We start from the raw sequence: 24,152 nt of genomic DNA on the forward strand, positions 1-24,152 counted from the left end.
CACGAGAAGTAATCAACGTATGAAACGGGACGTAATCTACCTAGGATGCATCGGCGGAACCGTCCGAGCCTCCTTCACGGGACCGTCGGCTCGGCCCCCTCCCCGGGGCGCCACCCCAGCCTCTCCCGGAATCGCCCGCTCGGCTCTGCGCCTCTCGAAGGACCGCCGGTTCAGCGCCCCCGTCCCTCGCGCGACCAGCCCGCCCTGGCCTTCCCCTGCCGCTGACGGTGGTGCCGTGCGTCACGCCCGGCCCTCATCGGGCGACCGGACCACCGTTGCCCGCCGTGCCGGGCCTCCGATCCGCGCCGTCCGAACCCGCGCTCGCCCTGTCGCCCGTACGCCGGACCCGCCGAGCGCCCGAACCCGCGCTCCTCGTACCGGCCGGCCCCGCGATCCCGCGAACGCCCGAAACCGCCGTCCTCGTAACCGCCCGCGCCTCTCCAGTCCCCGGCCTCCCGGCCCCCGTACCCGCCGGTTCCCTCTCGGCCCGACCCCCAGGCGCTCCGGTCCCCGCGTGCGGTGCTCGGCTCCGTCCGCCCGAAGGCCCGCTTGAAGGCCTGCGCGATCCTTCCCCCGTCGTACCGCCGCCCGGTGTGCGCGTCAGGCCGCCTGGCCGTCCACCCCGCCGCGCGCTTCACCGCCGGTCGTTCGGCGCCCCAGCCGGTGGACCGTTCGTGCGGCTGTTTCGTCTGCTGGACGCCGCCGACCGCCGCCACACCTATGAGTAGGGCTACGACACCGGCCCGCATCGTGCTCACCTGGGCACACCCCCGTCTGTCATCGTTCGGGGGGACTCAGCTGGTACAAACGGCTTCTACCCTGATCGCCAGGGCGGCTAACGAGGGCGGGCGGCCCGCCGGGGACGGACACACGACACGACCGGAGACGACCCCGGCCCGCACCGGCCCGGCCCGCACCGACCTGACCGGCATCGGCCCGGCCCGCACCGGCCTGACCGAACATCGGCCCGACCCGTACCGGCCCGGCGTGCGGTCCCCGGCGCGCGGGCCGGGGACCACGCTCAGGCGCGGGTCTTCGACAGGGTCGCGTAGACGATGATGTTGTCGGTGTAGTGGCCGGTCCTGGCGTTGTAGACACCGCCGCAGGTGACGAGCCTCAGCGTCGCCTCACCGGTGTTGCCGTAGACCCGCTTCGACGGGAACGCCTTCTTGCTGACCTGCTCCACGCCGTCGACCGTGAACTCCGCGATGCTCCCGTCCGACCGGGAGACCTTGATCTTGTCCCCGCGCGTGACCTCTTTCAGGCGGCTGAAGACCGCGGCCCCGCGCTTGTTGTTCACGTGTCCCAGCACGACCGAGGGGCCCTGCTGCCCGGGGATCGGGCCGTGCTTGTACCAGCCGGCCAGGTTGGGCCTGTTCAGCGGGGGCGTCTGGACCTCCCGCCCGGAGCCGACACCGAGCGCCATCAGCGGGGCCATCACACCGATCTTCGGGATGGCCAGGCGGCGGGGCCTCACCCCGTCGCTCTTCAGCGGCTCCGGGGGCAGCACCACGGGCAGCGGCGGCGGCGCCGTGGGGGCGGCGGGCGTCAGCGGGACGTCGAGCCCGCCGGGACCCACCGAGGACGGCAGCGTCGCCCCGGGGGGCTGCTGGTCGGTGACCTGCTGCCCGGCTCCCGGATCCTGGGGCCCCAGGGAGCTGGCCGCCGCCCGCGGCACGGGCGGCCCGTACGGCGCGTCCTCCTCCGCCGCGGGCGTCAGGTAGACGAGCAGGCCGGCCATGATCGCGGCCACCCCGCCGAGGGAACCGGCCACCAGGAGCCCGCCCATCAGCAGGTTCGCCTTGGGCTTGGGCGCGGGGCCGCCGCCGTGACGGGGGTCGGGGCCGCCCTGGTACGGATCGGGGCCGCCGGTGGGTCCTTGGTACATCCGGGCCTCCTCAGCTATCCCTCTGACCTCGTACGTGTGCCGCTCGCCGCCTCATCAGGACCACACCGCCGAGCGCGCTCCCGGTCACCATCGCCGTTCCCGCGCCCAGCAGTCCCAGGCCGGAGCTCTCGTCCGGCGCCTGACCGGTCTGCGCCCCGCCGCTCGGCGTGATGATCACCTGCGGCGTGGTCGGCGTGGCCCTGGTGGGGGTGACGACGGCGGTCACGGTCAGGGTCGGCTTGGGCGTGGAGGTACCGCCGTTCGGCGCGGCCGAGGGGTTGCCACTCGCGGACGCGGACGCGGAGGCGGACGCACTGGCCGAGGCGGAGGCGCTGGCCGAGGGCGAGACACTCCCCGAAGGAGAGACGCCGGCCGAGGGGGAGACACTCCCGGAGGGCGAGACGCCGCCCGAGGGCGAGACACTGGTCGACGGGCTCGCGCCCGCCTCGGCGATGGTGACGTCCACCGAGACCGGCGCGCTGACGAGCGTGCAGGTGGCCCGGTAGTCCTCCGGCGGGTTCTGCAGCTCCCTGGTGATCACCCGGAACGCGTCGAGCTGCGCCCACTTGCCGTTGTCGAGGTTCTTCACCTCGATGGTGTGCTGGCCGTACTTGAGGCCGTTGAACTTCCACAGCGTCACCCCGCCCTGGTGCGCGGCGTTCGTCGGCGTGCCGTCGCCGTTCTTCGAGGCGTCGACGAAGGACGGCGTGGCGTCCTGGTTGTCGATCCTGAACCCGACCCTGCCCGCCGTGTTGCTGCGCCGGGCGACGTACTCGATCCCGGTACCGGTGAACGTGAAGGAGGTCCACGAGTTCACGATGTTCGTACGGTGCAGGTCGCGGCCGTGGTCGCCGATGCTCGGCGCCTCGTCGTTCACGTCCTGCCAGTCACCCGCCGCGTGGTAGCTCACCCGGGGGTCGTCGTCGTTGACCATGACCTCGCCGGCCGGGGGGATGAAGTCCACGAACAGCTTCCGGGGGCTGACCTTGATCTTGCCGGCCTCGGCGGTGTGGGCGGAGTCGGAGATCCCCTCGGGAAGCTTCAGGATCTTCCCGGGCTGGAGCTTGCCGGTCTGGTCGGCGGAGCCCTTCGGCTGCAGGATGCCGACCCAGCTCCCGGAGATCTGCACGTTCCCGGTGACCAGCGTCTTGGCCCCGGCCTCGAAGTAGTCCGGTGAGCCGAACCTGGCCGGGTCGCCGTTCTTGTAGTCGAGGTCCCAGCCGATGTTGAGCGGTTGGCCCACCGTGAGCGTCGTGGGGATCGACACCTTGGTACGGAGGTTCACCGTGCCGCCGTTCAGGGCGATCCCGCCCGTGCAGCTGTAGTCGACCACGAGTTCGGCGTTGCTGGCACCGGCCGCGCCCGTGGGCAGCGCGACCAGCGCGCCGCCGAAGAGGAACAGGGCCGACACCGCGACGGACCTAGGGAGCCGAGATCGCCACCGAACCACCACACACTCCGATCACGAAGGTTGCCCTCATCGGGCATACCCAGGGCACACCAAGGGTAGATCGTATGGTTTCACCCATCTTTGGCGCAGCGGGATGGGGGGTATGGGCGGATACCGTGGCGCACTTGTGATCTGAAGCCCCCGCGCGTCCCCGCATGTCCCCGCGGGGACGCGGACGGCCCGGAGCCGGGCGTACCCGACGTAACAGAATCGTATTCTGTACCGAGGACCCTAGGAGGCACACCGTGCAGCGAGACCTTTTCGAGGAGGAGCACCAGCTCTTCCGGGAGACCGTACGTGAGTTCCTGGCCCGCGAGGTCGCCCCCCACCACGACCGCTGGGAGAAGGACGGCATCGTCCCGCGCGACGTGTGGAAGAAGGCCGGCGAGATCGGGATGTTCGGCTTCGGCGTGCCCGAGGAGTTCGGCGGGGCGGGGATCAAGGACTTCCGCTACAACGCAGTGATCGTCGAGGAGGTCATGACGATCGGCGCGACCGGCCTGGGGTACTCCCTGCACAACGACGTGATGGCCCCGTACTTCGTGGACCTCACCGACGACGGGCAGAAGGCCCGCTGGCTGCCCGGGTTCGTCAGCGGTGAGCTGATCACGGCGGTCGGCATGAGCGAGCCCGGCGCCGGCAGCGACCTGCAGGGCATCCGGACGACGGCCGTGCGCCAGGGGGACGACTACCTGCTCAACGGCCAGAAGACCTTCATCACCAACGGCATCAACTCCGACCTGGTGGTCGTGGTCGCCAAGACCGACCCGGAGGCCAAGGCCCGGGGCATCTCGCTGCTCGTCGTCGAGCGCGGCATGGAGGGCTTCACCCGGGGCCGCAACCTGGAGAAGATCGGCATGCACGCCCAGGACACGGCGGAGCTGTTCTTCGACAACGTCCGGGTGCCGGCGGCCAACCTGCTCGGCCCGCAGGAGGGGCAGGGCTTCTTCCAGCTCATGGCCAACCTGCCGCAGGAGCGCCTGTCCATCGCGGTGATGGCGGTCGCGGCGGCGGAGACCGTGCTGCGGACGACCATCGAGTACTGCAAGAGCCGCACGGCCTTCGGCAGGAACATCGGCAGCTTCCAGAACACCCGGTTCGTCCTGGCGGAGCTGGACACCGAGGTGGACATCGCCCGCCACTACGTGGACAGGTGCATTCTCGCCCTGAACGCCGGCGAACTCACCGCGGTGGACGCCGCCAAGGCCAAGTGGTGGACCACCGAGCTGCAGACCAGGGTCATCGACCGCTGCCTCCAGCTGCACGGCGGGTACGGCTACATGATGGAGTACCCCGTCGCCAAGGCCTGGGTCGACAGCCGCGTCCAGACCATCTACGGGGGGACCACCGAGATCATGAAGGAGATCATCGGCCGTTCCTTCGGCTTCTGAACCGGCCTCCGCCCGGCCTTGCCGGTCCGCTCACTCCTCGGTGATCTTGTCGATCCGCACCGCCACCCCGTCCTTGATCGTCACCTCGGCGAAGACGACGGCGTCCTTCTGCAGGGCCTCCTGCAACTGCTCCATCGAGCAGCTGCGCGGGGCCTTGCCGTCACTGCAGACCACCCCCTCCGGGTCGATCACCTCCGTGAACGGCAGCAGGAGCGCCTTCACCTCCTGGTCGCTCTCCGGGGTCACGGTGATCGCGTCCACCCCGCGCAGGGCGAGCTGCCCGTGCACCGTCGCGTCGACGCCCCGACCCCCGGGAATGCTCGGCGACGCGGAGGGCGTCGCCTGCGCGGAGTCGGAGACGGAGACGGACGGGGACGCCGTGGGGAGGGCCGAGGGGGAGGCCGACGGGGACGGTGAGGGGGCGGGGGACGGGGTCGTGGAGGCGGTCACGGTGACGGTCGCGGTCGCGGCCGGCGACGCGGCGGACAGGCCCACCCCGCCTGAGCAGGCACAGAGGCCGGTGGCCAGTATCGCCACCGGCAGGACGCGCGTCATTTTCGATGTCATGTTCACGAGACGCAACGATCTCACGGCGGGGGAACGCGGCTAACCGGCCACGGTGACGGCTCCGCCGACGCATACTGGTCAACGGAGACCTGCACGGGGTGGTGACGAATGGACAGCGGGCTGATTCTGCTGATCTTCCTGGCGTTCCTGTTCGCCTGGGGGCTGAACCGGGTGCGACGCGCCTTCCGGCTCGGCCCCGTCGCGTACGTCGGCGTCATGATCGTGTTCGTCGTCGTGATGCTCGCCGTCTGGGGCCAGACCTTCCGCTGACCGCACCGCCGCCCGGGACCGGCTCACCCGCCGGACCGCCGTCACCGTGCCGCCCGTCACCGTGCCGCCCACCTGCGGGACCGCCCGCCCCTCGGGCCGCCCGTCCTTCCACCGGCCGCCCGTCCTTCCACCGGCCGCCCGTCCTTCCAGGAACCCGTCTACCTGGACGCGTCCAGCAGCACGCGCGCGACCAGCTCGGGATCGTCCGTCATCGGCAGGTGCCCGCAGCCCCGCAGCAGTTTCACCCGCTGCCCGGACCACCGGGCGGCCCGGACGGCCTGGCGGCGCACGAGCAACCGGTCGTGCTCACCCCAGGCGATCGTGACCGGCACCTTGGGCGGCGCGGGAGGCATCAGCCCGGCGAAGGAGGCGAGCGTCTCGTCGAACCCGGGAGCCTGCCCGAGCGCCTGGAGCGCGGCGAGCAGCGCCTCGGGCGAGAGCCTGGCGGGGTGGGCCACCATGAGGCCCGCGGCCAGCGAGCGGCCCAGCGGGGTTTCGGCGAGGGCGAGCGCGCGGTCCGGGGGAAGCCTTTCGGCCGAGGTCCTGCTGAGACGCAGGGCGGCGCGCGCGTACGCGAGTTCGGTGCGGTTCCAGAATCCCGCGGGAGAGAGCGCGGCGGCCGAGCGGACCACGGCGCGCGAGGCGAGTTCGAGGGCGAGGTAACCGCCCAGGGAGCTGCCCGCCACGTGAGGGTCGCGCAGGCCGAGCACCGCGAAGAAGGACTCGATCGCGTCCGCCAGGCTCTCGGCCGTGTACGGCGTGCCGGGCGGCAGCGGAGGGGAGACCCCGAAGCCGGGAAGGTCGACGGCGATGACGTCGCGCTCGGTGGCGAGACGGTCCAGCACTGGCAGCCATGCCTGCCAGTGATGCCCGATCCCGTGCAGCAGGACCAGGGAGGGACCCGTACCCCGCCGTTCGAACGCCAGCTCCATGCCCCGAGTCAACCATCGATCGGGAGCGTGTTCCAGCCCCGACGGCGAGGGCTCAGCGCGACCTGGTGGGGATCTCGAACCAGACGGCCTTGCCCTCCTTGGTGGGGCGCGAGCCCCAGCGCCTGGCGAGCTGGTCGACCAGGTAGAGGCCCCGGCCGCCCTCGTCGTTCTCCCCGGCGCTGCGGATGCGCGGCAACCGCAGGTCCTGGTCGAAGACCTCGACCCAGACGGACTCCCTGCCCCGGCGCAGCCGGAGCGTGAACTCCTTCTCGTTGACGATCTCGTCCTCGAAGCCGGGGACGTCCCAGGACTCGTCGAACGGCAGCGGAGGGCCGTCCATCGTCAGCTCCCTGCGCGGGATGCTGGCGGTGGCGGCGTGCAGCACGACGTTGGTGACGACCTCGGAGACCAGCAGGCAGGCCAGCTCGGCCCGCTCCTCGGGGACGTTCCAGCCGACGAACGCCTCCAGCGCCATCCTGCGCGCCTCCCCCACCATGATCGGCTGGGCCGGGAAGGTGCGCTCCTCGACGTCCAGGTCCTCGGCGGAGGACCTGATCACGAGGATGGCCATGTCGTCGTCGATCTCACCGGGCACCGCGACCGTGGCGACGTCGGCGATCCGCTCGACCGAGGCGTCGGTGATCTCGATGAGCTTGCGGCAGAGCTGCGACAGCGTCTCCTCGACCTCGGGCGGATGGCCGTCGGCGTCGCGGAGGGGGCGACGGTCGACGAGTCCGTCGGTGTAGAGGAGCAGGGCCGCCCCGCGGGGCAGCGTCCGCGTCTCCTCCTTGTAGACCAGGTCCGCGTGCAGTCCCTTGGCCCGTACCCCCAGCGGCTGGCCGACCTCGCGGATGTCCAGCTCGGTGCAGGTGTCGCCGATGAGCAGCAGCGGCGGGGCGTGACCGGCGTTGGCGAACGACAGCTGCCGCGACCAGGCGTCGTAGACCAGGTACTGGCAGGTGACGATGGGGGGGATGCTGATGTCGGCGCCGCTCTCGTCCTGCTCGGGGGTGGCGATGATGCGCGTCCACTCGTCGAGCCTGGCCAGGATCTCCGCGGGCGGCTTGTCGTCCTGGGCGAAGGCGCGCAGCGCGGCCCGCAGCTGCCCCATCACCGCCGCCGCCTTGGCGCCCCTGCCCTCGACGTCGCCGATGACGATGCCGACCCGGCCCGCCGAGAGCGGGATGACGTCGTACCAGTCGCCGCCGACCTGGGTCTGTATGCCCTGCCCGTGGCTGGCCAGGGGTGCGGCCGGGTAGTAGCGGACCGCGATCTCCAGCCCGTCGAGCTGCGGCAGCGCGCGGGGCAGCAGGTGCTTCTGGAAGGACTCGGCGGTGTGCCGCTCCTCCTCGAACAGCAGGGCGTTGTCGACGGCCAGGGCGACCCGGGTGGCGATGGCCCCCACGAAGTCGCGGTCGAAGGCGTCGTAGTGCGGGCTGCGCCGGTCGGTCAGGTTGGACAGCCCCAGGTACATCAGCCCCAGGATCTCGCCGCGCACGCACAGCGGCGCCACGATGGCCGAGGTCATGCCGATCTCGGCGGCCAGGCGGGTGTTGGCCTCGCCCGTGCTGGGATAGCTGGTCTGGGCGAAGTCCTCGACGAGGATCGTCTCCTGGCGGCGCAGCGCGGTGTCGACGTAGTGGCCCGCCGGGTAGCGGATCTCCGCGCCGATCGGTGCCCAGGTGTCGGCGGGCGGGCTCCATCCCTGGACGTGGGTGGAGACCCTGCGGACCAGCCGCCCCTCCTCCATCAGCTCGATGAAGCAGTGGTCGGCGAACTGCGGGACGAGCATCTCGGCGACGCGCTTGAGCGTCTCCTCGACGTACAGCGAACCGGCGAGGCGCTCGCCGATGCGTTCCAGCAGCCCGAAGCGGTCCTTCTCACGCTCGTTGCTGCGCATCGCCTCGCGGGCGGTGATGACGATGCCCGTCACCGCTCCCGAGGGGTGGCGCAGCGGCACGGCCTGGGCCCGGACGTAGATGATCGTCCCGTCGCCGCGCCTGACGTCGAACGTGCCCTCCCAGACGCCGCCCTTGAGGACGTGCTTGGAGAGCTCGACGGCCAGCGGGTGGTCCTTCTCCATGATGCCCAGGGAGAGGGACGGGTCCCGGGGCCCCGACGTGCCGGGGCGTCCGAAAAGCCTTTCCGCGAAAGGGTTCCAGTAGAGCAGATTGCTGAATCTGTCGGTGACGACCACCGCCATCTCAGCATGGTCCAGGACGGAACCCGCCGTAAGGTGCTCGGCGGCGTCCTGGGAGACATCCCCCCACCGCTTCATCCGGTGACCGCCCCTCGTGGGCGGGTGTGTGCAAAGCGAACCACGGTTGCTCCTGCAGTCTCGGCCTGGGAGCGGAGGGACTCCCGAACGGGATCCAACCGAGCTAAGGGGCCTCGGTCAGCGAGTGGAGACGAAAACGTGCGCGGCGATCTCTCGCGGGAGAACCGCGAGAAAATTGCCCGCCTCGTCGTCACCTGTCACCCGCACACCGTCGTCGCTCGCCGCGAGCGTCACCTCGCGTCCGGGTTGTATCCCAACTTGCTTGAGTTTAAGCATCACAGCCGGATCGCTTTGCACTTGTTCGCTAATTCGACGGACCACGACGGGTATATCTCTGGGTCCGGCCATCGCGGCCATCGACGGCAGCGTCTCCAGACGGCCGTCCGGGAGGCCGACGACGCCGAGTTCTCCCAGGCCGGGGATCGGATTGCCGTGCGGGTCCTCGGTGGGATTGTTCAGCAGGCCGACCAGCCTCGCCTCCACCGACTCCGACATGACGTGCTCCCAGCGGCAGGCCTCGATGTGCACCTCCTCCCACGGCAGGCCGATGACCTGGGTGAGCAGGCACTCGGCGAGGCGGTGCTTGCGCATCACACGGGTGGCGAGGGTGCGGCCCAGGTCGGTCATGGTCAGGTGGCGATCGCCCTCGACGCGGACCAGGCCGTCGCGCTCCATCCTGGCGACCGTCTGACTGACCGTGGGACCGCTCTGCTGCAGCCGTTCGGCGATGCGGGCGCGCAGGGGGACGATGCCCTCCTCCTCCAGCTCGAAGATCGTACGAAGGTACATCTCCGTGGTGTCGATCAGGCCGTGTGCGGTCAAGGTTCCTCCCGTCCTCTCTCGATGCTACGTCCACCGCGCGGCGTTCCCGGAGGAGCGGCGCGGGACCTCGGAAGTTCGAGAACACGACCCTATTGGGAGAACGGGTCGCCGTGACAAGGGACAGCAACACCCGGGGCCGGGAAATCCTTCCCGAGCTGCCGGAACGGGGCCGTCCGGATCACGCGGGCGGTCCGCGGGCCCCGGTCACGAGACCGGTCGCGGAAACCGGTCACAGGACCTGATCACGGGACCCGATCACAGGAACCGGTCACGGGACCCGGAACGGGGCCCGGTCGCGTGGGTGTCCCCGCCGCGTCTCAGCCGCCCCCCGAGGCCGGCCGGTAGTTCCGGAAGGCCGGGACCGCGAACCCCACCGCGAGCACGACCACCGCGCAGGCGATCCCGCCCCCCACCCAGGAGGCGGTGGCGCCGAACCAGGAGGCGACCACCCCGGCCCGCAGGTCCCCGAGCCGGGGTCCCCCGGCGACCACCACGATGAAGACGCCCTGCATCCTGCCGCGCATGTCGTCGGGGGCGTGGGTCTGCAGGATGGACTGCCGCCACACCGCCGAGACCAGGTCGGCGGCCCCGCCGAAGGCGAGCAGGCCCACCATCAGCCACAGGTGCCCGGCGAGCCCGGCCGCGGCGACGGTGAGCCCCCAGGCCGCGATCACGTACGTGAGCGCCATCCCCTGCCGCCTGACCCGGCCCACCCAGCCGGAGAGCACGCCGCCGAGGACCGAGCCGATGGCGATGGCGGCCGACAGCCAGCCGAACGCGACCGTCGAGCCGCCGAACCGCTCGGCCACGATCTCCGGGAAGAGCGCCCTGGGCAGCGCGAACGCCATGGCGACGAGATCCACGGCGAACGACATCAGCACGACCGGGTGGCCGGAGATGTAGCGCAGGCCGTCCACCACCGACCGCAGCCCGGGGCGGGTCACCCCGCCCGCCGGTTCGAGCCGGGGCAGCCGCACCGCCGCGTAGAAGCCGGCGCCGAACAGCACCGCGTCGATCAGGTAGGCGGTGGCGAAGCCCCCACCGGCGAGCACGATCCCGGCGAGCAGCGGCCCGATGACGGTGCCCAGGCCGCCCACCAGGAAGTTCAGGGTGTTGGCCGCCGGTATCAGGTCGGCGGGCACCAGCCTGGGGATGATGGCGCCCCGGGTGGGCCCGGTGATGGCGAAGCCGGTGGCGTGCAGGGCCACGGTGGCCAGCAGCAGGCCGACGTGGTCGGTGCCCAGGACGGCCTGCGCGCAGAGCGCGATCGTCCCGGCCCAGGCGATGAGCGCGCCGGTCATCAGCAGCCTGCGCCGGTCGACCGCGTCGGCCACCGCCCCGCCCCAGAGGCCGAAGATCACCAACGGGATCAGGTTGGCCGGGCCGAGCATGCCGACCCAGAAGGACGACCCGGTGATGGAGTAGATCTGGGCGCTGACGGCCACCGAGGTGAGCTGGAAGCCGATGAACGACACGCCCTGGCCGGCCCAGAGCCGCCGGTAGGCGGGGAGGGCGAGCGGGCGCGTGTCGGCCACGTGCCTGCGAAGGAGGTTCCCGAACCTCACGTGCCCCCCTTCTCAACGGACATACATGGATATATCGGCAAATAAAGGGCAGGCTTGCGGGAGGCCGGACGGTCCGGCTCCGTGGGACCCGGGTCGGGAGGCCAGATGTTCGATCACCCCGTGGTCCGGCCCCGCGGGCCGGGGGCCCAGGGTGACCGGCGTGACCGGCGTGACCGGCCGCCCCCGGGGCCCGCCTCACGGGGCCAGGCGTTCCACCAGCCAGGAGGCGCCGGAGCGGCGGTAGCGCAGACGGTCGTGCATGCGGTCGGTCCGTCCCTGCCAGAACTCCACCTCCGCGGGAACCACCCGGAACCCGCCCCAGAAGTCGGGCACCGGGGGGTCCTCCGGCCAGCGCCCGGACAGTTCCTCGTACCGGTCGTCCAGCTCCTGCCGGGAGTGCACGACCGCCGACTGCCGCGACGCCCAGGCGCCGATCCGCGACCCGTAGGGGCGGGTCCTGAAGTACGCGGCCGACTCCTCGCGGGGCAGCCGCACCACCGTCCCCTCGACCCGTACCTGGCGGCGGATCGAGTGCCAGGGGAAGAGCAGGGCGGCCCGCGGGTTCTCCGTCAGGTCGCGGCCCTTGCGCGACTCGTAGTTGGTGTAGAAGACGAACCCGTTCTCGTCGTACCCCTTGAGCAGCACGGTCCTGGCGGTCGGCCGGCCACCGGCCGAGGCCGTCGCCAGCACGGTCGCGTTCGGCTCGGGGAGCCCGGCGTCCACGGCCTCGCCGAACCACGCGGCGAACTGCGACACGGGGTCGGCTGCGAGATCCGCCTCCAGCAGAGGCAGTCCCTGATACGTACGGCGAAGTCCCGCCACCGAAGGCGGTCGCGATGCGGCATCCACGGGAAGGTATTCTCGCGTGCCGGGCCGGACGCCCGTACGGCGCCCCCCACCTGCGGCGATCGCGTTCGGGCGGGTCCGGCGGCACACCGCCTCGACCCAGGGGGTTGAATATGACCCGCCGGTATCTCGACATCAAGGCTTTGACTTCAAGAAAGGGAGGCGGCCGAGAATGTCCGACTTCAAACCCGGGCTCGAAGGCGTAGTAGCTTTCGAGACGGAGATCGCGGAACCGGACAAAGAAGGGGGCGCCCTCCGCTATCGGGGCGTCGACATCGAAGAGCTGGTCGGCAGCGTCCCGTTCGGGAACGTGTGGGGCCTGCTCGTCGACAACGAGTTCCAGCCGGGTCTGTCCCCGGCCGAGCCTTTCCCCATTCCTGTCCATTCCGGTGACGTCCGCGTCGACGTGCAGAGCGGGCTGGCCCTGCTGGCCACCGCGTACGGCTTCAAGCCCCTGCTCGACATCGACGACGCGCAGGCCCGCGCCGACCTCGCGCGCGCCAGCGTGACCGCCCTGAACTTCGTCGCCCAGTCCTCGCGCGGCCAGGACAAGCCGGAGATCCCCCAGAGCGAGATCGACAAGGGCGAGAGCATCGTCGATCGCTTCATGATCCGCTGGCGGGGCGAGCCCGACCCCCGCCACGTCAAGGCCATCGACGCCTACTGGACGTCCGCCGCCGAGCACGGCATGAACGCCTCCACCTTCACCGCACGGGTCATCGCCTCCACCGGGGCCGACGTCGCCGCGGCGCTGAGCGGTGCGGTCGGCGCCATGTCCGGGCCGCTGCACGGTGGCGCGCCCGCGCGCGTGCTGCACATGATCGAGGGCGTCGAGCAGGTCGGCGACGCCAGGAAGTACGTGCAGTCCGAGCTCGACAAGGGCCAGCGCCTGATGGGCTTCGGTCACCGCGTCTACCGCGCCGAGGACCCCCGCGCGCGCGTGCTCCGCCGCACCGCCAAGGAGCTCGACGCACCGCGGTACGAGGTCGCCGCGGCGCTGGAGAAGGCCGCGCTCGAGGAGCTGCACGCCCGCAAGCCCGACCGGGTGCTCGCCACCAACGTCGAGTACTGGGCCGCGGTCATCCTGGACTTCGCCCAGGTCCCCTCGTCCATGTTCACCTCCATGTTCACCTGCGCCCGCACCGCGGGCTGGGCCGCCCACATCCTGGAACAGAAGCGCACGGGCAGGCTCGTCCGCCCCAGCGCCGACTACGTGGGTCCCTCCCAGCGCTCGGCCCAGGACGTCCCCGGGGCATCCGGGGTCGTCGGTTCCGTCTAGGGACCGCACGAGGAGATCACGCCTTCTGCGGCTGTCGCGCGGACGTCCCGCGCGGCAGCCGTCGCCGTTCCCCGGCGTCGCCCCGGTCCTCGCGCGCCCCGGCCGCCACGGCCCGCCACCGGGTGTGAGCCCATACCCTGACACGGCTCGTCTCAGGATCCGGACCCCGTCCTGGAACACCCCGCGGGCTCAGTAGGCTGGTCAGGTGGCTGACATCGTGATTCCCTCTGACCTCAAGCCCGCCGACGGCCGTTTCGGCTGCGGGCCCTCGAAGGTGCGCCCCGAGCAGCTCTCGGCTCTCGCGGCCTCCGGTGCCGAGTTCCTGGGCACCTCTCACCGCCAGAAGCCGGTCAAGTCGCTCGTCGGGCGCGTCCGCGCGGGGCTGTCGGAGCTGTTCTCCCTCCCCGAGGGGTACGAGGTCGTCCTGGGCAACGGCGGCACGACCGCGTTCTGGGACATCGCCGCCTTCGGGCTGATCCGCGAGCGGTCCCAGCACCTGCACTTCGGCGAGTTCTCCTCCAAGTTCGCCTCCGTCGCCGCCAAGGCGCCGTGGCTCGGCGACCCGACCGTGATCAAGTCGGACGTCGGCTCCCACCCCGAGGCCAGGACCGAGGAGGGCGTCGACGTCTACGCGCTCACCCACAACGAGACCTCCACCGGCGTGGCGATGCCGATCCGGCGGGTGGGCGGGGAGGGCTCGCTCGTGCTCGTCGACGCCACCTCCGGCGCCGGCGGCCTGCCGGTCGAGGCGAGCGAGTTCGACGTCTACTACTTCGCCCCGCAGAAGAGCTTCGCCTCCGACGGCGGCCTGTGGATCGCCCTGATGTCCCCGGCCGCGCTGGCCCGGGTGGACGAGATCGCCTCCGGCGGGCGCTACGTCCCCGAGTTCTTCAGCCTGCCGGTCGCCGTCGACAACTCCTCCAAGGACCAGACCTACAACACCCCCTCGGTCGCCACGCTCTTCCTGCTGGCCGACCAGATCGAGTGGATGAACGGCAACGGCGGCCTGGCCTGGACGACGGCCCGCACGGCCGACTCGGCCCGGCGCCTGTACACCTGGGCGGAGAAGACCTCCTACACCACCCCGTTCGCGGGGCCGGAGTTCCGCTCCAACGTGGTCGGCACGATCGACTTCGCCGACGAGATCGACGCCTCGGCGATCGCGAAGGTCCTGCGCGCCAACGGCATCGTCGACACCGAGCCCTACCGCAAGCTCGGCCGCAACCAGCTGCGCGTCGCCATGTTCCCGGCCGTCGACCCCGACGACGTCGAGGCCCTGACCGCCTGCATCGACCACGTCGTCGAGCGGCTGTAGCCGCCGTCCCGATCCCGGAGAGCGGGTGGACCGGCCCGGCCGCGGCTCACCCGCCCCGTCCGGGGGACCGGTCCCCCGGACGGGGCGCCGCTACGGCAGCGCGCTCGGCAGGCCGCTCGCCTTGGTGACGTGCGCCCGCTCCCCCGCGCGCCGGGCGAGCTCGTGCAGCAGGCGTACGGCGTCGTCAGGGGCCACCGCCTCGGCGAACCGGGAGAGCACCGGGGCCCGGTCCGGGCTGCCCTCCAGCGCGGCGAGCATCAGCCCGGCCACGTGCTCGTCCCGGGAGCGGCTGGCGGTGTAGCGGAAGGCGTTGCGCGCGGGGGCCCGTTCCAGCAGCCCCTTCCTGACCAGGCGCTCGGCGACCGTCTGCACGGTGGTGTAGGCCAGGTTCCGTTCCGCGTCCCGGTTCAAGATGTCCTGCATCTGGCGGACCAGCAGTGGCTGCTTGCAGCCCCACAGGACGTCCATGATCGCGCGTTCCAGAGATCCCAGGTTCACCCGCGGCCACCTCTCGAGGATCGCGCCCGGCGGCGACGGCCCTGGGGAGCATGTACGGGCACGCGGCCGAGCAAGTCCACACATGAAATTTTGTCATATTGTCACTTAAATCCCCGGATGGGGCCATAGCCGATCGTCCCCGGCATGATCTCCCGCTCTGGTCCCCGGAACCCGCGAGGGGCGTGCGGGCGGACGCCACCGGGCGGGTGGCGCGAAGGAGCCGCAGGTCAGAACTGGTCGGCGCCGGTGACCTGCGCGATGGGGAACACGTGGCGCGAGGCGGCGCAGACCGTCTCCAGCACGTGCACCGGAGTGCCGTCGACGGAGTACGCGGCACGCAGGATCCGCACGACCCACTCCCCGGGATCGAGCCGGAGGATCTCGGCCTCCCACGGGGTCGGCGGGCGGGCCGTCAGCTGCTCCTCCGCGTGGCCGAACCGGTGGCCGAGCGCCTCGATCGCGGCCTGCAGGCTGGGCCGCAGGAAACCCGGGTCCTCCAGGGGGGTCCCGCCGAAGAGGTCCAGCCGCAGATGGCTGGTGGCGACGCGCACGGGCACGTCGTCGGCGAACATCATCTTCCTGCGGGCGAGGACCCGCTCGCCGGGCTCGACCCGCAGGGCGGCGGCGACGTCGCCGCCGGCCGGTTCCGGGCCGACGTGGAGCATCCGCCGGGCCGGTCGCACGCCCTGGCGCGTGGCCTCGGTCACGAACAGCGACTCCGAGCCCCGCACGGCGGGCTCGGTGGGGATCGCGCGCCGGACCAGCACCCGGGGCACCGCCCGTCCCTCGCGCCCGCCCGCTCCCTCGTGCCCGTCTGTTCCCTCGCGCCCGTCCTCTTTCTCACGCCCGTCCGCGGCCGGCGCGCCGGTCTCGATCTCGTCCCCCACCGGTGCAGGCCCTTCCGCCGACGATGCTCCCACCGACCCTATTCGATCCTGACGACCGCGGACCGCAGCCCCTCCCCGAGACCCCGGAAATGCTCGCGGGGCTCCCCACGACGCCCTCAGGCCCACACAGCGCCCGCCGGAACACAGTGGGTCATATGCCGTCGTATCTCATCGACCCGGCTGCTCGTCCCCCGCGACCGCCGGTGAACCTCCGGGAGGCCGTGAAGGGGCGCGGTCAGCGGGCCGTGGAGAGCGCGCGACGCCTGCGGCGCACCGCCCAGGCCGCGAAGACGCCGCCCAGCAGCCCGAACAGGTGACCCTGCCAGGAGATGCCCGGCTGGCCGGGCAGGACGCCCCAGATGATCGAGTAGTAGGCGATCGCCACGCCCACGCCCACCATGATGTCCAGGGCCCTGTGGTCGAACAGCCCGCGGGCGACGACGAAGCCGAAGTATCCGAAGACGAGCCCGCTGGCGCCGACCGTGAGGGTCATCGGCGGACTGGTGAACCACACGCCCAGGCCGCTGACCAGGACGATGATCAGGCTGGCGGCCAGGAAGCGGCCGATCCCGCGCAGCGCGGCGAAGAAGCCCAGCACCAGCAGGGGCAGCGAGTTGGCCATCAGGTGGCCGAACCCGGCGTGCAGGAAGGGCGCGAGGAAGATGCCCCCCAGGGTGTCGGGATCCCAGGCCCAGATGCCGTAGACGTCGAACTCCGCCGGGAGGACGTAGTCGGCGACCTCGACCGCCCACATGGAGCCGACCATGAGAACGCTGACGATCGCGGCACCGAGGGCACCCGCCGCCAGGTCACCCGCCCTGCGCTTCAGGACGGCCCCGGTGGATCGGCCGGTGGGGGTCGTTCCGTTGGGGTGGTCGTTCATGCACTCTCCCGGCCTTGGAGCGGTGGGTGGACGTCACGTGCCCGCGCCGCACTCGTCCATACCTTTACCGTACGCACTCTTGGCCGTGAACGCGCCGGGCGCGACCCTTTTGGATCGCGCCCGGCGGAAAATTCCCCGAAGGGTGTTACTCGCCCTTCCATTGGGGCGCGCGCTTCTCGGCGAAGGACGCCGCGCCCTCCATGGCGTCCTTGGAACCGAACACCGGATTGATGATCGCGCCCTGCTTCTTGAACATCTCCTCCCGGCTCCAGTCCGCGGACTCGACGATCACGCGCTTGGTGGCGGCGAGCGCCAGCGGGGCGTTGGCCGCGATCTTCTTCGCCAGCTCGACGGCCTTGGCCAGTGCCTCGCCTGCGGGCGTGACGTGGTTGACCAGGCCGAGCTCGTACAACCGGGCCGCGCTGAAGTGGTCGCCGGTCAGGGCGATCTCCATCGCGATGTGGTACGGGATGCGCCGCGGCAGCCGCATCACGCCGCCCGCCCCGGCCACCAGGCCGCGCTTGGGCTCGGGCAGCCCGAACTTGGCCTCCTCGGAGGCGATGATGATGTCGCAGGCCAGCGCCAGCTCGCACCCTCCGGCCAGGGCGTAGCCCTCGACGGCGGCGACGAGCGGCTTCGACGGCGGAGCCTCGACGAAACCGCCGAAGCCCCTCCCCTCCATCACCGGGAGGTCACCGGTCAGGAACCCCTTGAGGTCCATGCCGGAGGAGAACGTGCCACCGGCACCGGTCAGGACGTAGGCGGAGACGTCCTTGCGCTCCTCCAGCTCGTCCAGGGCCGCGGCGACCCCCCGGGCTACCGCGCCGTTGATGGCGTTCCTGGCCTTGGGGCGGTTGATCGTGATGACGGCGACGCCGCCGTCCACGTCGACCAGAACCTCGTCAGACACCGGATGACTCCTACTTGGGCTGGAAGCGGATACCGCCGTCGAAACGGATCGTCTCGGCGTTCATGTAGTCGTTCTCGATCAGCGCGCGCACCAGGTGCGCGAACTCCGACGCCAGGCCGAGGCGCTTGGGGAAGGCCACCGGGGCGACGAGCTTGGCCTTGAACCCCTCCGACTCCGGCGAGCTGCCGTAGATCGGGGTGTCGATGATGCCGGGGCAGATGGTGTTGACGCGCACGCCGATCGCGGCGAGGTCACGCGCGGCCGGGACCGTCATGCCGACGATGCCGCCCTTGGACGCGGAGTAGGCGACCTGGCCGGTCTGCCCCTCCAGCGCCGCCACCGACGCCGTGTTGATCACCACGCCGCGCTGGCCGTCCGCGTCGATCGGCTCGGTCTTCGCGATCGCCGCGGCGCCGATGCGCATGAGGTTGAAGGTGCCGATCAGGTTGACCTCGATGACCTTGCGGTACGAGGCGAGGTCGTGGGGCGAGCCGTCGCGGCCCACGGTCCGGCTGGCCCAGCCGATGCCCGCGCTGTTCACCACCACGCGCAGCGGGCTGCCGACCGCCACCGCCGCGTCCACGGCCGCCTGCACCTGCCCCTCGTCCGACACGTCGGTCTTGACGAAGACGCCGCCGAGCTCGTCCGCCAGGGACTTGCCGCGCTCCTCGTTGAGGTCGGCGATGACGACGGTGGCGCCGTGCGCGGCGAGGTCGCGGGCCGTGGCCTCGCCGAGGCCACTGGCACCGCCCGAGATGATTGCTGCTGCTCCGTTCAGGTCCATGAGCGGACTTTAACGCGCGGACCGAATGAAGTTCTACTGGGGGTGGGGTAAATCTCGGTGCCGTCAGATCTCTCCGACGGCACTGCCCACGTCCGGATACACCTTGATCCGCCTGTCCATCCCGGTGGTGCGGAGGATGCGGGCCACCGGCGCCTGCGGGGCCGCCAGGCAGACGCCGCCGCCCTCCCCGGTGGCCAGCCGCCACGCCTCGATCAGCACCGACAGCCCGCTGGAGTCCATGAAGGACAGCGCGGTGAGGTCGAGGACCAGCCGCGCGCCGTCCAGCTTGATCGCCTCACGGACCTCGTCCCGCAGGAAGGGAGCGGTGAAGAGGTCGAGCTCACCCTCGACCGCCACCACCACGGCGTCACCGACGGCGCGGCGAGCCAGCCGTAGCTTCATGAGTCCTCCTCGCGCCGAAAGGCAGACCTACTTTACTTCGCCGTCACTCCGCGCGAGGTCCCGCGCGACTCTTCGGGGAAAGTTCGTGCGACCGCCGCACCCCCACACGCCCGTTCGCCTCCCCAGGACCCCGGGAGTGCCTCCCGCACCCGTCCGGGTCCCTCACTCTCCGCGACCACGCCGTCCCGGGGCATCCCACCGGTACCCCGGCCCGCGTCCCGATGCCGTCCGTCTCCCGGTGACGTCCGTCTCCCGGTGCCGTCGGTGGCCCCCGTGCCGCCGGTGTCCCGGAGGCGCGTCCCGCCCGGGACGGTCTGTCCGAGACGGTCTGTCCGGGACGGTCTGTCCGAGGCGGTCTGTCCGAGGCGGTCTGTCCGAGGCGGTCTGTCCGAGACGGTCTGTCCGAGACGGTCTGTCCGAGACGGTCTGTCCGAGACGGCCTCCCGGTGCGACCGCTCAGGGCGGCGCGAACCCGTAGGGCAGCTCCAGCCGGTGCGCGGCCAGCAGCCCGGCGTCGGAGAGGATCTCCCGGGTCGGCCCGTCCGCCGCGATGACGCCCCCCGAGAGGATGAGCGAGCGCTCGCAGAGCTCCAGCGCGTAGGGCAGGTCGTGGGTGACCATGAGGACGGTCACGTCGAGCCCCCGGAGGACCTCGGCGAGTTCGCGCCGGGAGGCCGGGTCCAGGTTGGACGACGGCTCGTCCAGCACCAGGATCTCCGGTTCCATCGCCAGCACCGTCGCCACCGCGACCCGGCGGCGCTGCCCGAACGACAGGTGGTGCGGCGGCCGGTCGATCGTCTCCAGCATGCCCACTTGCTCCAGCGCGCCCCTGACCCGGCGATCCAGCTCCGGCCCCGTCACCCCGGCGTTGGCCGGGCCGAAGGCCACGTCGTCACGGACGGTCGGCATGAAGAGCTGGTCGTCGGGGTCCTGGAAGACCAGCCCGACCCGCCTGCGGACCTCCGCGAGCGTCGCCTTCCCGACCGGCAGCCCGGCCACCGAGACCGTGCCGTGCCCGGCGGCGAGGATCCCGTTGAGGTGCATGACCAGCGTGGTCTTGCCCGCGCCGTTCGGCCCCAGCAGCGCGACCCGCTCGCCCCGCTCCACCCGCAGGTCCACGCCGAACAGCGCCTGCGTGCCGTCCGGGTAGGCGTACGCCAGGCGGCTCACCTCCAGCGACGGCGGCGACGACGGCGGCGGCGACGACGGCACGGCCTCCCGCCGGGGCACCGTCTCGGCGGGCGGCGACGGCGAGGACGAGGGTGAACTCATGTGACCCCCCAGCTTCCGAGCAGCACGGCGAGTGCCGCACCCGGCAACATACCGGCGGCCAGCCACTGCCTCGACGCCGCGGACACGTCCTGGATCACCGGCATCGTGCCCGTGTACCCGCGGCTGAGCATCGCCAGGTGCACCCGCTCGCCCCGCTCGTACGAGCGGATGAAGAGCGCCCCGGCCGACCTGGCGATCACCGGGATGTGCCGCACGTCCCTGGCCGTGAACCCGCGCGACTCCCTCGCCACCCGCATCCGGCGCATCTCGTCCAGGATGACGTCCAGGTAGCGGAGCATGAACATGGCGATCTGCACCAGCAGCGGCGGCAGCCTCAGGCGCTGGGCGCCCAGCAGCATCAGCCGGGGTTCGGTGGTGGCCGCGAGCAGCACACTCGCGGCGACGCCCAGGGTCGCCTTGGCCAGGATGTTCCACGCGGCCCACAGACCGGCGACGCTGAGCGAGAGCCCCATGAAGGTCGTCCGCTCGCCGGACCCGATGAACGGGATGGCCAGGGCGAAGACCACGAACGGGACCTCCACCACCATCCTCCGCAGCACGAACCCGGCCGGCACGCGCGCCAGGACCGCCACGACGGCCAGCAGGACCGCGTACAGCCCGAAGGCCCAGAACCACTCGCGCGGGGTGGCGACGACGACCAGCGCGAAACCGGCCACCGCCACCAGCTTGCACTGGGGCGGCAGCCGGTGCACGAGCGTGTCCCCCGGCCGGTGGAGGCGGCTCGCGTGGCCCGCTCCCACTAGACGGAGGCCTCCTCGCGGCGCTCGCCGGCGGGTCCGGGGTCCTCGCCACGGCGGCGTACGGCGAGGAAGAGCCCGCCACCGGCGGCCAGGGTCGCCCCGACGCCGATCAGGCCGGCCACCCCTACCGGGATGCCGCCCACGTCCCCGTAGTCGGCCAGCGGCTGCTCACCCAGCGGGTGGTCGGCCGCCTGGCCGATGAAGCCCTTGTCCTCGGCGACCCGCTCCAGGCCGTCCGGCGAGGAGGAGGCGTAGAAGCTGACGCCGCCCGCCAGCAGCGCGGCCGCCGCGATCCCGGCCGGCAGGAACCAGCTCCGGCGGCGGGGGGCCGCGGCCGGAACGGGGGTGCCGGGGGTGCCGGGGGTGCCGGGGGTGACGGTCACGTCGCCGTCCGCGCCGCGCAGCACCAGCGGCGCGACGATCTCCCTGGCGCCGTACACCAGGTCGGGCCGGACGGCCAGCACCGTGCTGACCGTGACGGCGGTGATCAGGCCCTCCCCGATGCCGATCAGCAGGTGCACGCCGCCCATGGCGGCCGCCACCGTGCCGATCTCGATCGGCGCGGTGCCGCCGATCCAGAACAGCAGCGTGAACACCAGCGCCGTGGCGGGCACCGAGATCAGCGCCGCGACGAACGAGGCGGCCACGACGGCCCCCCTGCCCCGCACGCTCCGGGTGATCAGCCGGAAGACGCCCCAGGCGACCAGTACCGCGACGACGCCCATCAGCGTGATGTTGACGCCCAGCGCGGTCAGCCCGCCGTCGGCGAAGAAGAACGCCTGGACGAGCAGGACCACGGCCACGCAGAGCACCGCCGTGTAGGGGCCGACGAGTATCGCCGCCAGCGCCCCTCCCAGGAGGTGGCCGCTGGTCCCCGCGGCGACCGGGAAGTTGAGCATCTGGACCGCGAAGATGAAGGCGGCGACCAGGCCCGCCATCGGGGCGGTGCGGTCGTCGAGCTCGCGGCGGGCGCCGCGCAGGCAGACGGTGACGCCCGCGGCGGCCACGACTCCCGCCGACAGCGACACGGCCGCGTTGAAAAAGCCATCGGGTACGTGCACGACAAGCCTCCGAGATGCGGATGTGACCCCACTTTAGGCCATAGCTTGTAGGTGCAACATAGTGGCATTAACGAACGATGCGCTTGATGAAGCTCCCGGGGCCGAGGGTGCGCACCACCGTGCTGAGCCGTCCCTTGCCCGCCGTGGCGTAGGGCCGGACGCTCCACCGGGTCGCCCCCCTCCACCAGGTACGCGGATGCTCGATCACCTCGGGCACCGCCTCGATCCTGAAGCGGGCGGGCGGACCGCCCAGATCCAGCTCCAGGTAGGCGTCCCAGGTGCCCGGGCCGAGCCTGCCCATCGCCTGGCAGGCCGTGAACGTGCCGTCCCCGCCGACCGCCACCGGCTCGCGCCGCTCCCGCCCCGACTCGCGCTCCCGCCAGACGAGGTGGCGCACCGCCCTGCCCGGCGGTGAGGCGGCGCCCACGACGGCCTCCCCGTCGAGCACCAGCCGGTGCCCGGCCGTCCACCGCGCGCGCACCAGCCTCGCGCCTCCCGGCACCGGGACCACGTACCCGCCGACGTCCAGGCTCAGGTTGCCGTAGGGGCGGGTGAAGTACGGCAGGGCGACCACGCCGCCCGCCACCCGCGGTGTGGGCGGGGCGACGACCCCGTCCCGGTCGGCGCCGAGCCGGGCGACCCTGGGCACCCCCTCGAAGGTGACGCCGACGTGGACGTCCCAGATACCCGTGGTCAGGGCGGTGACGTCCACGATCCCGGTGAACGCGTCACAGTCGCCGGTCACCGGGACGGTGATCTCGTCCGCGGGACCGGCGCCGGCACTGCGGCGGCGCAGCACCAGGACGGGGGTCCCGCCGGCGATCTCCGGCCGGTCATAGCGCTCCAGCGTGCTCAGCGCCACCTTGCCCGAGACGGCCAGCCGCCCCTCCCCCTCCCAGCACAGGGCGGTGAGCTCCCGGCGGACCGCGGCCGACTCGATGTGCGCCAGCCGCACCAGCCGGTCGATGTCCTCCAGCGCGGCGATCCGGCTCCGGTCGATCGCGGGCAGCCGGTCGCGGACCCCGTCGGTCAGCCAGCGCTCGCACATGTCGGCCACCTCGGCGACGATCTCCTTGCGCTCGACCTCCCCCGCCTCCAGGAAGGGCCTGCCCAGGTTGCCGAAGGCGTCCATCCGGAAGTGCCGTCGCAGCAGGTGGTCGCGCAGCTCGCCCGGACGCACGTGGGCGAGCATCAGCCCGATCGGTTTTTTGATCATCCGCAGCCAGGAGACCGGGTCCCGGCTGCCCCGCCTCTGCATGATGCTGGTCCCGTCCGGCCGGTCGACCAGGTGGTAGCAGTCGTAGTCGGCGACCACCGAGATCACGTCGGCGTGGCAGTAGGCGTGGGTGGTGAAGACCACGTCCTCGCCCACCAGGAGCGTCTCGTCGAAGCGGACGGCGTGCCGCTCCAGCATCTCCCTGCGGAACAGCTTGAAGCAGCTCAGGCTGTTGTAGACCGCGCTGTCGCCGAGCGGCACCCGCTCGGCGTTCTCCTTGAACATCGAGACCGGCACCTTGCGGTCGTGCCCCACGATCTTCCCGAGGACGATGTCCGACCCGTTGCGGTCGGCCATGGCGAGCATCCGCTCCAGCGCCTGGGGACCGAGGTAGTCGTCGGCGTCGCAGAAGAAGACGTACCTGCCGCGCGCGTGGGAGAGCCCGACGTTGCGCGGGCGCCCGGCGCCGCCGGAGGCCTCCTGCCGGACGACGCGGACCACGTCGCGGTGGCAGGAGGCGTACAGGTCGGCCAGCGCCCCGCCGCCGTCGGTGGAGCCGTCGTCGACGACCACCACCTCCAGGGCCACCCGCTGGATCAGCAGCGAGGTCAGGCACCTGTCCAGATAGGGACGGCAGTTGTGCAGGGGGACGATCACGGTGACGTCGACGTCGGACCGGACCGTCTCCTCCCTCGTGATGTCCCAGCCGTTTGTGATGTCGGGTTCGTCCGTGATTCCGGACCTGCCCGTGATTCCAGAGTCGTCCGTGATTCCAGAGTCGTCCTGCCCCGTGCGGACTCTCTGAAGGATCGTTACCGTCACCGCCGCGCCCCTCGTCGGTCACTTTCCGCGTATGTAGTGTCTCAGTATGTGAC

The 24,152-nt window shown here is 71.7% G+C and carries 22 protein-coding genes; 4 read left to right on the forward strand and 18 right to left on the reverse strand.

The genetic code is table 11. The features are described from left to right. Positions 1–1,021: 1,021 nt before the first annotated feature. Complete coding sequence (locus tag ACLQ2R_RS36055) at positions 1,022–1,888, reverse strand: class F sortase (protein ID WP_425965907.1); 867 nt, start codon at positions 1,886–1,888, stop codon at positions 1,022–1,024. Positions 1,889–1,898: 10 nt separating this feature from the next. Beyond that, positions 1,899–3,299: a hypothetical protein gene (locus ACLQ2R_RS36060; RefSeq protein ID WP_425965908.1), complete on the reverse strand. Its 1,401-nt coding sequence runs from the start codon at positions 3,297–3,299 to the stop codon at positions 1,899–1,901. 284 nt (positions 3,300–3,583) lie between these two features. Here ACLQ2R_RS36060 and ACLQ2R_RS36065 point away from each other — a divergent pair, with 284 nt between their 5' ends. Beyond that, a complete protein-coding gene (locus ACLQ2R_RS36065; protein WP_425965909.1) occupies positions 3,584–4,729 on the forward strand; it encodes an acyl-CoA dehydrogenase family protein in 1,146 nt (381 codons plus the stop codon). 30 nt (positions 4,730–4,759) lie between these two features. Here ACLQ2R_RS36065 and ACLQ2R_RS36070 read toward each other — a convergent pair whose 3' ends face one another. After that, positions 4,760–5,284: a hypothetical protein gene (locus ACLQ2R_RS36070; protein ID WP_425965910.1), complete on the reverse strand. Its 525-nt coding sequence runs from the start codon at positions 5,282–5,284 to the stop codon at positions 4,760–4,762. 120 nt (positions 5,285–5,404) lie between these two features. Here ACLQ2R_RS36070 and ACLQ2R_RS36075 point away from each other — a divergent pair, with 120 nt between their 5' ends. Beyond that, positions 5,405–5,566, forward strand: coding sequence for a hypothetical protein (locus ACLQ2R_RS36075; RefSeq protein ID WP_386247010.1), 162 nt, complete (start codon positions 5,405–5,407; stop codon positions 5,564–5,566). Between the two features lie 158 nt (positions 5,567–5,724). Here ACLQ2R_RS36075 and ACLQ2R_RS36080 read toward each other — a convergent pair whose 3' ends face one another. The 5 genes from ACLQ2R_RS36080 to pdxH all read right to left on the reverse strand — a co-directional run bounded on the left by ACLQ2R_RS36080 (position 5,725) and on the right by pdxH (position 12,012). Further along, the gene (locus ACLQ2R_RS36080; protein ID WP_425965911.1) at positions 5,725–6,498 is read right to left on the reverse strand and encodes an alpha/beta fold hydrolase; all 774 of its coding nucleotides are present in this window, start codon (positions 6,496–6,498) and stop codon (positions 5,725–5,727) included. A gap of 52 nt (positions 6,499–6,550) precedes the next feature. Beyond that, positions 6,551–8,776, reverse strand: a complete 2,226-nt coding sequence (locus tag ACLQ2R_RS36085; protein WP_425965912.1) for a SpoIIE family protein phosphatase — start codon at positions 8,774–8,776, stop codon at positions 6,551–6,553. Between the two features lie 117 nt (positions 8,777–8,893). Beyond that, a complete protein-coding gene (locus ACLQ2R_RS36090; protein WP_386247018.1) occupies positions 8,894–9,598 on the reverse strand; it encodes a metal-dependent transcriptional regulator in 705 nt (234 codons plus the stop codon). Positions 9,599–9,915: 317 nt separating this feature from the next. After that, positions 9,916–11,163, reverse strand: coding sequence for an MFS transporter (locus ACLQ2R_RS36095; RefSeq protein WP_425965913.1), 1,248 nt, complete (start codon positions 11,161–11,163; stop codon positions 9,916–9,918). A gap of 195 nt (positions 11,164–11,358) precedes the next feature. Further along, a complete protein-coding gene (pdxH, locus tag ACLQ2R_RS36100) occupies positions 11,359–12,012 on the reverse strand; it encodes a pyridoxamine 5'-phosphate oxidase (protein WP_425965914.1) in 654 nt (217 codons plus the stop codon). Positions 12,013–12,181: 169 nt separating this feature from the next. Here pdxH and ACLQ2R_RS36105 point away from each other — a divergent pair, with 169 nt between their 5' ends. Continuing rightward, a complete protein-coding gene (locus ACLQ2R_RS36105) occupies positions 12,182–13,288 on the forward strand; it encodes a citrate synthase 2 (protein WP_425965915.1) in 1,107 nt (368 codons plus the stop codon). Positions 13,289–13,493: 205 nt separating this feature from the next. Further along, positions 13,494–14,603, forward strand: coding sequence for a phosphoserine transaminase (serC, locus tag ACLQ2R_RS36110; protein ID WP_425965916.1), 1,110 nt, complete (start codon positions 13,494–13,496; stop codon positions 14,601–14,603). A 90-nt stretch (positions 14,604–14,693) separates the two neighbouring features. Here the strand turns inward: serC and ACLQ2R_RS36115 are convergent, their stop codons facing one another. The 10 genes from ACLQ2R_RS36115 to ACLQ2R_RS36160 form a co-directional block, all read right to left on the reverse strand. Then, entirely contained in the window at positions 14,694–15,101 is a 408-nt protein-coding gene (locus tag ACLQ2R_RS36115; RefSeq protein ID WP_425965917.1) for a BlaI/MecI/CopY family transcriptional regulator, read from the reverse strand. Positions 15,102–15,328: 227 nt separating this feature from the next. Beyond that, on the reverse strand, positions 15,329–15,988 hold the full coding sequence (locus ACLQ2R_RS36120) for a GntR family transcriptional regulator (protein ID WP_425965918.1): 660 nt from the start codon (positions 15,986–15,988) through the stop codon (positions 15,329–15,331). 235 nt (positions 15,989–16,223) lie between these two features. Next, on the reverse strand, positions 16,224–16,871 hold the full coding sequence (locus ACLQ2R_RS36125; protein WP_425965919.1) for a rhomboid family intramembrane serine protease: 648 nt from the start codon (positions 16,869–16,871) through the stop codon (positions 16,224–16,226). Between the two features lie 145 nt (positions 16,872–17,016). Continuing rightward, entirely contained in the window at positions 17,017–17,781 is a 765-nt protein-coding gene (locus ACLQ2R_RS36130) for a crotonase/enoyl-CoA hydratase family protein (RefSeq protein ID WP_425965920.1), read from the reverse strand. A gap of 10 nt (positions 17,782–17,791) precedes the next feature. Then, a complete protein-coding gene (locus ACLQ2R_RS36135) occupies positions 17,792–18,565 on the reverse strand; it encodes an SDR family NAD(P)-dependent oxidoreductase (RefSeq protein WP_425965921.1) in 774 nt (257 codons plus the stop codon). 63 nt (positions 18,566–18,628) lie between these two features. Then, positions 18,629–18,967 (reverse strand): STAS domain-containing protein, encoded by a 339-nt coding sequence (locus ACLQ2R_RS36140; RefSeq protein ID WP_386247043.1) that lies wholly within the window; start codon positions 18,965–18,967, stop codon positions 18,629–18,631. A 456-nt stretch (positions 18,968–19,423) separates the two neighbouring features. Next, positions 19,424–20,239 carry an energy-coupling factor ABC transporter ATP-binding protein gene (locus tag ACLQ2R_RS36145; protein ID WP_425965922.1) on the reverse strand — a complete coding sequence of 272 codons (816 nt, stop codon included), beginning with the start codon at positions 20,237–20,239 and terminating at the stop codon, positions 19,424–19,426. Beyond that, entirely contained in the window at positions 20,236–21,000 is a 765-nt protein-coding gene (cbiQ, locus tag ACLQ2R_RS36150; protein WP_425965923.1) for a cobalt ECF transporter T component CbiQ, read from the reverse strand. The genes ACLQ2R_RS36145 and cbiQ overlap by 4 nt, the downstream gene beginning before the upstream one ends. Next, on the reverse strand, positions 21,000–22,061 hold the full coding sequence (locus ACLQ2R_RS36155) for an energy-coupling factor ABC transporter permease (RefSeq protein WP_425965924.1): 1,062 nt from the start codon (positions 22,059–22,061) through the stop codon (positions 21,000–21,002). Before ACLQ2R_RS36155 ends, cbiQ begins: the two co-directional genes overlap by 1 nt. Positions 22,062–22,128: 67 nt before the next feature. Next, positions 22,129–23,934, reverse strand: a complete 1,806-nt coding sequence (locus tag ACLQ2R_RS36160; RefSeq protein WP_425965925.1) for a glycosyltransferase family 2 protein — start codon at positions 23,932–23,934, stop codon at positions 22,129–22,131. Positions 23,935–24,152: the final 218 nt, after the last annotated feature.

This window comes from Streptosporangium sp. DT93 (genome assembly GCF_049844535.1).
Taxonomy (GTDB): domain Bacteria; phylum Actinomycetota; class Actinomycetes; order Streptosporangiales; family Streptosporangiaceae; genus Streptosporangium.

Bases quoted from the DNA above. Each gene is read 5' to 3' on its own strand.
- ACLQ2R_RS36055 (WP_425965907.1), bottom strand. From the start codon at position 1,888: ATGTACCAAGGACCCACCGGCGGCCCCGATCCGTACCAGGGCGGCCCC.
- ACLQ2R_RS36070 (WP_425965910.1), bottom strand. From the start codon at position 5,284: ATGACGCGCGTCCTGCCGGTGGCGATACTGGCCACCGGCCTCTGTGCC.
- ACLQ2R_RS36075 (WP_386247010.1), top strand. From the start codon at position 5,405: ATGGACAGCGGGCTGATTCTGCTGATCTTCCTGGCGTTCCTGTTCGCC.
- ACLQ2R_RS36080 (WP_425965911.1), bottom strand. From the start codon at position 6,498: ATGGAGCTGGCGTTCGAACGGCGGGGTACGGGTCCCTCCCTGGTCCTG.
- ACLQ2R_RS36085 (WP_425965912.1), bottom strand. From the start codon at position 8,776: ATGAAGCGGTGGGGGGATGTCTCCCAGGACGCCGCCGAGCACCTTACG.
- ACLQ2R_RS36105 (WP_425965915.1), top strand. From the start codon at position 12,182: ATGTCCGACTTCAAACCCGGGCTCGAAGGCGTAGTAGCTTTCGAGACG.
- ACLQ2R_RS36125 (WP_425965919.1), bottom strand. From the start codon at position 16,871: ATGAACGACCACCCCAACGGAACGACCCCCACCGGCCGATCCACCGGG.
- ACLQ2R_RS36135 (WP_425965921.1), bottom strand. From the start codon at position 18,565: ATGGACCTGAACGGAGCAGCAGCAATCATCTCGGGCGGTGCCAGTGGC.
- ACLQ2R_RS36140 (WP_386247043.1), bottom strand. From the start codon at position 18,967: ATGAAGCTACGGCTGGCTCGCCGCGCCGTCGGTGACGCCGTGGTGGTG.
- ACLQ2R_RS36145 (WP_425965922.1), bottom strand. From the start codon at position 20,239: ATGAGTTCACCCTCGTCCTCGCCGTCGCCGCCCGCCGAGACGGTGCCC.